Annotated in this window: 7 protein-coding genes; 5 read left to right on the top strand and 2 right to left on the bottom strand. The window is 49.5% G+C overall.

All coding sequences use genetic code 11. The annotated features are described in order from the left end of the window. The first annotated feature begins 666 nt into the window (after positions 1-666). The 3 genes from pilM to Q0294_RS06720 all read left to right on the top strand — a co-directional run bounded on the left by pilM (position 667) and on the right by Q0294_RS06720 (position 6,897). Complete coding sequence (gene pilM, locus Q0294_RS06730) at positions 667-2,802, top strand: type IV pilus assembly protein PilM (protein WP_299462288.1); 2,136 nt, start codon at positions 667-669, stop codon at positions 2,800-2,802. Between the two features lie 101 nt (positions 2,803-2,903). Further along, on the top strand, positions 2,904-4,631 hold the full coding sequence (locus Q0294_RS06725; RefSeq protein ID WP_299462285.1) for a hypothetical protein: 1,728 nt from the start codon (positions 2,904-2,906) through the stop codon (positions 4,629-4,631). Between the two features lie 79 nt (positions 4,632-4,710). Continuing rightward, positions 4,711-6,897: a hypothetical protein gene (locus Q0294_RS06720; protein WP_299462283.1), complete on the top strand. Its 2,187-nt coding sequence runs from the start codon at positions 4,711-4,713 to the stop codon at positions 6,895-6,897. A gap of 111 nt (positions 6,898-7,008) precedes the next feature. Here Q0294_RS06720 and Q0294_RS06715 read toward each other — a convergent pair whose 3' ends face one another. Continuing rightward, on the bottom strand, positions 7,009-8,442 hold the full coding sequence (locus tag Q0294_RS06715; RefSeq protein WP_299462281.1) for a folylpolyglutamate synthase/dihydrofolate synthase family protein: 1,434 nt from the start codon (positions 8,440-8,442) through the stop codon (positions 7,009-7,011). A gap of 139 nt (positions 8,443-8,581) precedes the next feature. Between Q0294_RS06715 and Q0294_RS06710 the strand changes: the two genes are divergently transcribed. Both Q0294_RS06710 and Q0294_RS06705 read left to right on the top strand, forming a co-directional pair. Next, complete coding sequence (locus Q0294_RS06710; RefSeq protein WP_299462279.1) at positions 8,582-9,142, top strand: DinB family protein; 561 nt, start codon at positions 8,582-8,584, stop codon at positions 9,140-9,142. Positions 9,143-9,387: 245 nt separating this feature from the next. Continuing rightward, positions 9,388-9,714 (top strand): hypothetical protein, encoded by a 327-nt coding sequence (locus Q0294_RS06705; RefSeq protein WP_299462276.1) that lies wholly within the window; start codon positions 9,388-9,390, stop codon positions 9,712-9,714. Between the two features lie 24 nt (positions 9,715-9,738). Here Q0294_RS06705 and Q0294_RS06700 read toward each other — a convergent pair. Next, on the bottom strand, positions 9,739-10,902 hold a 1,164-nt coding region (locus tag Q0294_RS06700; protein WP_299462273.1), incomplete at its 5' end, for an AAA family ATPase.

Below are 10,902 nucleotides of genomic sequence, written 5' to 3'. Positions count from 1 at the left end.
TACAATGCTTTAGAAACGTAATGCCATGCAAATATTTTGTGTGAGGAGGTGTCCATGATCCTCCTCTGACTACGATTAGCATAAGCAAACTACCGCCGAGTATCTATAGAACGGTATCCACCAGCCCTGATAAATCACAAATGCCTGACTAATTTGTACTTAAATCAGACGACGTCAAAACACAAAACGGTATTCACCAATACAGTATTCAAGTAAAACCTTTTTGAAGTATCCATCAAAAAAACTGAGAAAATCGTACTAAAAAAGATTGAGCGGGAACTATCTCCTTTCTCCCACGTCAAACAGAGTGAGAATGAAATACAAAATAACCTGGCATGAGATTGCAAACACAGATCCATGATTGAAGTCAGGTGGGAGTGGAGCGAATCTATTAATTTTTATGAAGTCGTTTTCAAACATCCGTTATTTCATTGACTTTATAAGAAACCCTGTGATAGCCTTATGTTAGGGAATTGTTTGCTCTGACAATTGTTCCTTGACCTGTCTTCTACTTTACTGAGTAAATCAAAACTGATTTTGCCGGTCTGAAAGTTTCCTTATCAGCAGGCAAAAAAATATCACCTCGTTAATTATACGGAAATCTTTCCGGTCGTATCTGGCCTCTTCTGAGCCAGACATTTCCGGCAAGCAGGAGTAACCAGACACATGGCAGAAAATCAAGCTGTTTGGGGCATTGAAATTGGGCAGGCCGGTTTAAAGGCCATTCGGCTTCGCTATGCGGAAGCAGCCGATCAGGTTATTGCCGTTGCCTTTGATTACATTCCTCATCCCAAAATTCTGAGTCAGCCTGACGCCGTTCCTGAGGAATTAATCAGTCAGGCTCTGGAAACGTTCCTGTCACGAAATGAAATTAAAGGGGACCTGATTGCGATCAGCGTACCGGGGCAGACGTCTCTGGCCCGCTTCATTCAGTTACCCCCGGTTCAATCCAATCGTGTTCCCGAAATCGTCAAATACGAAGCCAAGCAGCAAATTCCTTTTGCGCTGGAAGACGTGATCTGGGATTACCAGCCTCTGGGAGGGGGTGTGGAAGAGAGTGGTTACATGCTGGATGCCGAAGTCGGTATCTTCGCGATGAAACGCGATCAGGTTCTGAAAGCGCTGAAACCATTTACCTCACGAAAAATCGAAGTAGAACTGGTCCAGATTGCGCCGCTGGGTCTGTACAACACACTTTGTTATGACTCCTTAGGCATGCGTGTCAATCAGGAATTCGAGGGGAACCCTGAAGAGTCTTCAATCGTCGTCGACATGGGTGCGGACAGCACCACACTCATGGTGACGAACGGCCGCAAAATCTGGATTCGTAATGTCCCCATTGGCGGAAACCACTTCACCCGCGCTTTGACCAAAGAGATGAAGCTCACGTTTGCCAAAGCCGAGCACCTCAAATGCAATGCGACGCGTTCAGAAGACCCGCGTGCGGTTTTCCAGGCCTTGCGACCTGTGTTCAACGAATATGTTTCGGAAATTCAGCGTTCCATCGGTTACTTTTCCAGCGTGAACCGTGATGCAAAAATTTCGAAGGTTTATGGAACCGGCAACGGTTTCAAACTGGCTGGCTTACAAAAATTCTTACAACAGAACCTGCAGTATGAAGTCGAACGCCTTGATGATTTTCAATCATTAGTCGGTGACGCCGTTCTGAACGAACCTCTGTTCCAGGACAACATCCTGACATTCACCGTGCCTTACGGTATCGCTCTGCAAGCCTTGCATCAGACAACGATCCGGACTTCGCTGCTTCCCCCGGAAATTGCGACTGCCCGTAAAATCCGGCGAAAAAAACCCTGGGCCGTTGTCACAGCCGCAGCCTTACTGGTCGGCCTTTGTATTTCAGCAGTGGGATACAGCAACGTTGCCAACTCGGTCAGCAAAGATCGTTTCGGCAGTGTCGAAGACAAAGTAAAAAGTTTGACGACTCAGGTTGCCGGATATCAATCCAGCTATGACACAGCAAAAACCGAATTCGCTTCCAAGATCGAGAAGGGCAACAAGCTCGTCTGGAATCTGGACTCACGGGACGACTGGCTGGAAATATACAAAGCCATTGATGAATGTCTTCCCCGGGATATTGGCGATGAAATCGATAATGAGCATATCGAGCAAAGCAAGCGAATCAAATTACCCGGCATTACCGTAAAACACTACACGAATCTGGGTGAATGGTTTGATAAGCTCCCACCGCAGGCAAAACCGATCATGCTGAAGGAAGATCAGGAGAAAGCCCCGGAAGGCGAAGGGTATGTCTTCACGCTGCACGGCCTGCATTATCATCATGACGAAACAAAGCCGACTACAGATATCGGCGCTTTATATGTACACGAAACATTACTGAAAAACCTGCAATCCTGGACCGTGAAAAATCCCGAATCTCCGTCTGTCGATGTCCGTAAAATGGGGATTACTCATGCCATAGTTTTACAGGATACACGAAAACCATTCGAGTTCTATCCGGAAGGTCGTCCGCGCGGAATGCAACGGGGCGGTGGTGAAGGCAGCTTTACCCCTGGTGGATTTGGTGGCTTCGGTGGTGGCAGACCAGCAGGCGGAGGCATGTTACCCGATGAAGGGTCCGGTTTTGCAGGCGGCCCAGGAGGACCAGGACGTCCCCGTGTCGGTACCACGCGTGTTGAAAAAGAACCGAAAATGATTCCGATTAACCAGACCAGGTTTATACTGGAATTCGTCTGGAAGCCGATCCCTGTCCTTGAACGGCAGGAAAACAAACCGGAAACTCCTGCGGCTGAAGGGGAAGCAGCAACTGCGGAAGCAGGCTAACAGACGGTAAATTTTGATCGGCCGAAAGCAACTTGATTCAGACAACTTAAACAAACTTTTTTAGAGATAACGAATCTCTTCGGAGAGCAGAGGACAACCCAATGGACAAATTGAAACCTCTTATTGTTCATAAATTCTGGATCATTCTGTTTATTGCGCTGCTGCTGCCTGTCGTGGGCTGGAGCATGGCAACGGGCAGTCTTGCCAAAGAGATCGATGAGCGAAAAACCGCGATCGATAAAGCGTTTACAGATGCGCAAGTACCTGCCAACCCCCCCAATGAAACCTGGTCTTCGGCACTGCAACAGATCAATAAAGAAAAAGATAACTTCATCGGGCAATCCCAGAAATATCTGTGGGATAAACAAAAGAGCTTATTTGTCTGGCCGGCGGATATTGCCCCGTTAATGAAAGACACCCCGTATCGCGGTGAAATTTCCCGTGTTCCCAGAAACCTGTATCGCAGTGCGTACAAATTTGAAATCCTTCGTGCTCACAAACTGGCACATCCTTTCAGTCTGAGAGACGGAACGGGAACCGTCGACATCAACCCGAATGTCATTCCCCATGTCGCGCTCGATAAATGGCAGACACTGCCTCCCACTTCGCAAGAAATGTGGGATGCTCAGGAAGATGTCTGGCTGGTCAGCTCCATCCTGGAAGCCATCGCCAGAGTCAACAAAGGGGCAGCCAACATCAGCGAATCTGCTGTTCGTCAGATTTCCGTACTTGAGCTTCGTGGCGGAACCGTCGGTGACACCGGCGAGGCTCCAGCCGGCGGAGATGGTATGGAGTCTGGAATGGCTGGAGAAGGGATGGCAGGCCCGAGCCCCTTTGGTGGAGGAGGGGGAGCCCGACCTGGAATGCCGGATGGCAAAGATGGCATGCAGAATATCGACGTTGATATGGATTTGACCAAAATCTTTGGAAACGATGTGGACGGCGCTGCCGGTGGTGGAGAAGGTTCCGGCGATATGGAGTCGGCAGATGCGGGAATGGTGCCAGGAGGTATTGGTGGTTTTGGCGGGCAGGGTGCTGCACAAAATCTGAAACGCTACTATCACGATGCAGAAGACCTTCCGTATAAAACGCGTGCCTTTTACATCAAAGCCATTATTCAATCCGGTAAACTCCCCAACTTGATGGCAGAATTGACAAACATGCCTTGGCCCGCAGAAATTGTGCGTGTGCAAAGAGCAGACATGTTCGACGACAACCTCAGCCCTATCGCCAACGTTGGCGGCATGGGCGGAGGCGGCATGGGAGGCGGCATGAGAGGCCGGGGGGCCGCGGGAGGGGAATCGGGATTCAGCGTGGACGGTGGATTTGGTCGTCCTGGTGGAGGTAGCGGCTTCGAAGCAGACATGGGAGGAATTTCCGGCATTGGACAAGCTCAAGGGCTTGAAAACAAAGGCCTGCTTGATGCTGCTTTAAATGATCCCGAACTGGCGGTAGTGACCATTGCCGGTCTGATGACGCTTTATAATCCCTATACGCCTCCCGAAGGTGACGCGGTTACTCAAACAGAAGGAGCAGCCGAAGGTAATTCAGAACAACCGGCGGCAGACGCTGCTGCACCGGCAACGACTGCGGCAACGGATGCGACAACCACGCCTGAATCAGCAGCCACTCCAGGTGAAAATCCGGCTAACCCTGACCAACCGAAAGCTGCTCCGGGAGCAAAACCTGAAAATCAACCTGCTCCGGCGGGAGAAAATCCTGAGAAACCTGCGGAACCTGCTGCCCCCAAACAACCAGCGGATTCCAAACCAGACGAATCACAGCCTCCCCAGACCGAACCAAAGCCTGCGGACGCTGTAAACCAATAAGACAAAATTACTTAAAACTGAATTTCATCAGCGACAGTAAAAAATTTAACTAAACGGAGAAGGTCCCGTGAAGAATTTCATGTCCAACCTCAAAGGAATGAACTACAAAGAATTTGCTGTAAATCATGGCGAAAAAATCGTCCTGGGTTTTATTGCATTATTTGTAGTGTTTGCCATCTTTACTTCAAAGTGGACAACAGAAAAACGTACTCCGATTGAGCTGACTCAAAAAGTCGACACCGCGCAATCGCAGGTCAGGACCAGCCAATGGCCCGAAGAGCAACGTAATGAATTTCTCAAAGAAGACGATTTGCGGGAAAAGGTCACGGAACTCATCGACAAAGGAGTCGGCGTAGCCAGTTTTACATTTTCGACTCCGCTTTCCATGCCACTTTATCGCAAAAAAGAACGCGCTAAAGAAGTAGAATGGCTGGCTGTGGAAGAGCTGGTTGCTGATTACGGTCGGTTTATCATGGCGCTCCGTCCTCCTGAGACGGCACTCACAGAGGGCATGGAAGGCGCTGATTCCAAAACCGACGAAACAGGAAAAGCCAAGCCCGACGAACCTGAATACGATGGGTTTAAACGGAGAACCGGCGTCGGCGGTGCCGGCATGGGGGGACCGGGAGGTCCGGGCATGAGTTTGACCTTTGGCGGCATGCCAGGGGAAGCAGAAATGATGGCCGGTGGCCCGGACGCTGGTGGTGCATTTGATCCTGGTTTCATGCCTGCAGATGCAGCCGGAATGGGTGGTCTTGCCGAAGACGGTATGATGGGCGGCATGGCAGGACCTGTACGTGAGGGGCGTGGCTTGAGATTCATCGCCGTGCGTGGTGTCTTTGACCTGGCAACACAACAGGACAAGCTGGAACGTTCATTGGGGGATGCTTTTTCCATGCAGAATATGCAGTCGGGAAAAATTCTTGATTTCCTGGATTTTGAACTGGAACGCAAAAAAGCAATACCGGGAGATGATCAATGGGCCGGCAAATGGGAAAAAGTTGACATCGAAACTTCCATTGAAATTCTCAAAGAAAGTGCCGACTTTGACCCGCCCGTCGTAAACACCAGTATTACAGACCGTGTCTTTACGATGCCACTTCCCAGCCGTATTGCTGGTTTCTGGTTCAAGGTTGCCACACACCCCCGTGTGGAAAACTTCACGCTTACTCAGGAAGAAATTGAGCAGGAACTGGAAATCAACCGCCGGTTCCTGGATCAGTATAAAAAAACACACGCACACGAAAAAGTTTTCAAAGAGAAACAAAAAGGGTTTTCGCAACTGCAACTCGGGATGCGTCAGATTCGCAGTGAGATCATGTACGGCGGACAGCCTGATGAATCTGAGTCTGTCTTCAGAGGCATGGCCGACACGATGGGCAGACAGACTCCCGGTGGCGAACCACTGGACGAGAAAAAGTTCATCCAGAAGCTGAAAGCCAACGCCACAGCCGCGGGGCGTCTGCTTTTATTCCGTTACTTTGATTTTGATCTGAATCCCGGAGAAACCTATAAATACCGGGTCCGCCTCGTGGCACGTAATCCTAATTACCAGCGTCCCATCGAAGAGGTGGTTCTGCCTGCGGTAGCCGAAGGAGAAACACGCACCACTCCCTGGAGTAATGAAACCGCAGCCGTCACTGCCGAGCAGGATGTTTATTATTACCTGCAAAACGTTCGGCCTGCCCGCGGCGTTGCCAGCACAACTGCAAACTTCGAAGTCTTTCAGTGGTATCCCAAGACGGGAACGACGATTCACTCCGTTCTTAAAACGGCAGTGGGGGAAGAAATCGGCGGTGAGCAGTCTGCTGAACTTTATGATGTCGCAAAAGAAAAGTATGAAGAAAAAGCAACGGTCGAATTTGACACGCAAAACTTCCTGGTCGATGCCATTCCGTCACCGTCGATCCGACTCGAAGATCATCCGGATCTGAATCTGCCGACAAAAACAAGAGGCCATCTGCCCGTTGATCCAGAGGCGATTATTGTCGACAATTTTGGAAATCTGAAACCATCTCTGCCTCCTGCTGCATCCAAGACTTACGATTATGCCAAGACAAAACTTGAGCGTGAACGCACCAGTCTCGAATGGGTCAAAAAAGCAGAAGAAGCAAAAGCGGCTGCACCGCTAGACGGTTTTGGACCAGGTTTTGAGGGAATGAGTGCCGAGGGCTTTAGTGGCATGGAAGCAGAGATGCTTGGTCCGCCGAAAAAAGGGAAGAAAAGCAAACGTCAAAAAAATCCCATCAGCTTGCTGGGACCATAATTGGAGAACAGGATCACCCAAAAGGGAAGAGTGGTTTCGACTGCTCTTCCCTTTTTTTACGGCTTTCGCCGAACCTGATTTTGTTTGATCGGGTGATTTAAGTACATCGCATCAGCAGGACTCGGTCACCAAAGCGCCGTCGGTCGTTCCTAAAAGCTGTTCCCGCATTTCGGCGGCAATGAAAAAGGAACCAGTCACACAGATTAATGATTCCGGCGAAGAACACTCTTTTGCCCGCAACCAGGCGTCGGCCGGGCTGGCAGTGACCATCACTTCGGAACGGTTTCCCGTCTCCTGCTGAACCGACTGCGTTAATTCAAATAATTCATTGACGGGAATACGACGCGGATTGGATATGTACTGAGTCAGAATCACCGACGGAAAATGAGGCAGTAAAATCCCCAGCATTTCGCGCACGTCTTTATCCCGTGTCGCCGCAAAGATTAATAAATGATTCGGTCGCGGAAAACACTCTTTGAGTGTTTGGACTAATGCCTTGATCGATGCACCATTGTGAGCAGTATCGATAATCACAGTGGGGTTCTTCTGCACGACTTCAATTCGTGCAGGCCATTTCAAACGAGCCATGCCCGCCCGCATCTGCTCATTCTCAATCTGCGTTCCCTGCTGACGTACATAATCCAGCAGAGTGATGGCCAACGCTGCATTGGTCGCTTGATGCGTGCCCAGTAAATTGACCGGCATCTCATCAATCACGGACCAGGGCGTTTTGACCTGAATTTTCTGTTGTGGAATTTCTTCGTCAGCGCGACTGACCTGTGTCAGGGATGCCTGTTTTTCAGTCGCTCTGACCGGCTCCCAGAAATAATCCCGATTCAAGAGATACAAGGGCGCCTGCTTTTCATCACAGACTCGTTCCAGAACCGCGATTGCTTCAGGCTGGGTAACTCCACTGATGACGGGGATTCCCGACTTGATAATGCCCGCTTTTTCACGGGTGATCTGTTCGATGGTATTACCCAGCAGCGCCGTATGATCGTAGCTGATATTTGTGATTGCAGTCACCAGCGGCTCACAGACATTGGTCGAATCCAGTCTGCCTCCCAAGCCGACTTCCATCACCGCAAAATCAACCTGTTGCTGCTGGAAATGCAGCCAGGCCAATGCGGTTGTTAATTCGAAAAATGTAGGGCTCATCTTGCCGGGCTCAAGATCCAGCTGTTCTACAGTCAGAGCGATGCCGTTCACCAGCTCTACCAGTGACTCAGGCTCTATCTGGCGCCGATCGATCAGAATCCGTTCTTCGTACTTTGTGACATGCGGTGATGTAAACAGACCCGTTTGATATCCGGCAGCAGACAACATCTCCGCCGTCATTGCTGAAGTCGAGCCTTTCCCTTTCGTACCGGCAATATGAATTGTGGCCACACTGGATTGAGGATTCCCCAGCAGCCTCAACAACTCGCGCATGCGTCCCAGTTTGAAATCTTTGGTGGAGTAGTGATTACTCCCCATTCGTTCATAATTGAGACGGCCAAACAGATAGTCCAGACTTTGTTGGTACTTTTCTGCCGAGACTCCCATGTCAGGCAGTTCCTTTTATATAATTGATGATGGATGCAGAACAATTTATTAAGTGTCGTATGGAATAGTTGAGCCAAAAAAACCAGGAATTCAGGCTAACTGCCCGATATTATAGTCAGGCACTTTCAGGTTGTAGACCGTGAGATATACAATCAAGCAAAGAAATTCACAACTGTCAGATCCGTTTCAGATTAAAAGTGAACAGGAACTCATGAGCATTCATATCGGAACCATCGGTCAACTTCTGGAATTAAACAGAACCATGACATTGAAGTTTCTCGACGAAATTGGCCAATTCGAAGACCCGGCCGCTGCTCTGGCCTACCGGCCCGGCCCGCAAAGGGCACACATTGCCTGGCAAATCATGCATATCGGCATTACTGAAGAAATATTCGCTACAGCACGACTGAGAACGGCCCCTTCCGATTTAACAGACTGGTTCCCGCAGTATCAGAGAGGAAGTATTGCCGACAACAATATTCCTTCCCTGGATGTCATCCGGACGGTCCTGGCTCAGTCTCGAAAAAACCTGCTGGAAACAATTTCGCAGATCGCAGAAGCAGATATCGATCAGATTCCGGAAGGCCTCAAAGAAAGAGGCTGGACCAATAGTATGGCTCTGCAAATTGTCTGCTGGCACGAGGCCCATCACCAAGGACAGGCTCATCTCTTATTGAATTCCTGGAAAGCAGAACGCTGATTGAGGATACCAGAGCGAGTTCAACGAATCCGGAGCTGACTTACTTTGATGATACTCGCCTGAATCAGGTCTGAGGGAAGCTGCAATCAACCCGAATTCGGGTCTGACTTCGTTTGCAGACAGATCCCTCTTGACATTTTTTCGGCATCCTCGAAAATTACGCTTTTGATTTTTTTGACATCGCTCCCTCAGATAATCAGCCTGATCTTCATAGCTTTTCCATCTCAATTGAAGGATCAGTCATTATGAGTTCAATCAACCCCAGTTCCGTTAATTTAAACAGTTCGTTTGCCGGCGCTCTGCGAGGGGATGCTAATCTCGAAAAAGAGAAAGCGGAAGCGGCTCAGCAGAACATGTCCATCGATAAAAAAACGATGACGGAACATCAACTGCAGGATGTCGGTGATGCGGACAAATCCGGTGATCGCGATGCAGATGGCCGGATGCCGGCCGACGAGGAGGGAGCAGGGGGGCAGGCTGAACCCGCAGCAGAAACATCTGAGGACGAGCCGACCACACGCATTCCGGATGCGGACGGAGAATTAGGCACACATCTCGATCTGGATGCCTGAACTTCGTACGTCGTATCCTGATTCTTATTTCGAATGATTCAGAAAACCAAACAGGCTTTTTTTCTTTTTCGAGACGGAGTCTTCCTCAATAGAAACGGTTTCACCACTCACACTGGTAGCCAGTTCCATAATGGTTCTGGTCAACTTCGCTCTGGGCGCCTGCATGATCAGCGGGACGCCATTATTTCTCGATTCGACCATCGTGGCATAATCGTTGGGAATCTGGCAGAAAATATCGCGACCAATGGTTTCCAGCGCTTTACTGACGCTGATCTGCGTATCTTCCAGACCCAGCCGATTCATCACGACTTTGATTTTGTCTGCGATATGTTTATTGGTATCAAAAAACTGTGACAGACGAACGACATTTCGCAGGCAGGGTAAATCCAACTGCGCTGTGAGCAAAACAGAATCTGATAATTCCATCGCCGCCATATCAAGACTGTTATACGATTTACTGATGTCGATCACCAGATGCGTAAACGTCGCCCGCAACAGTGCAATAATTCGTCTTAACACTTCAGTCGTGATCTGCATCGACATATCCATCTGGACGGGGCGGGGCAACAGAAAAGCGCCACAACTGTGTTTGGTCAAAGAGCGTTTCAATAATGAATAATCCAGCCGCGATATATTCTCTGCGACATCCTGAATCGTATAATCCGGAATAATATCCAGCCAGACATCGGTGTCTCCCAATGCCAGATCCAGATCGATCACCGCGACGCTGTTTCGTTCGTTATGTGCCAGACAACAGGCTAGATTAATCGCCAGTGAAGTACAACCGACACCTCCACTGACGCCCGCAACCGTAATGACCTGACTTGAGCGGGGCGCACTATGCTCACCATCCGACTTTCCGGTGGTAATTTGAATGCGATTCAGGGCTGACAGAAAATCTTCCAGCACCAGAGGATAACCTAAAAATTCCTTGGCCCCATTACGCATTGCCTTGAGAATCAGGCTGCCTTCCTGCGAGCTGCTCACCACAATCACATTGCAGGACGGCAAATCACGCGTGACCTGACCGATCAGATTCAACGCCAGTTCCGGATTCGCATCCAGAGAAATCAAAGCAATGTCAGGCTGAGTCTGCGACACCACTTCGGAGAAAAATTCGTATCGACTACATTCCGCTTCAAGCCAAACCATATCCACACCAATCAGCATGTTTTTCAGTTGATTGCG

Origin of the sequence: uncultured Gimesia sp., assembly GCF_937919775.1 — a bacterium.
Lineage (GTDB): Bacteria > Planctomycetota > Planctomycetia > Planctomycetales > Planctomycetaceae > Gimesia.
This window is presented reverse-complemented; position numbering and strand designations above follow the sequence as displayed.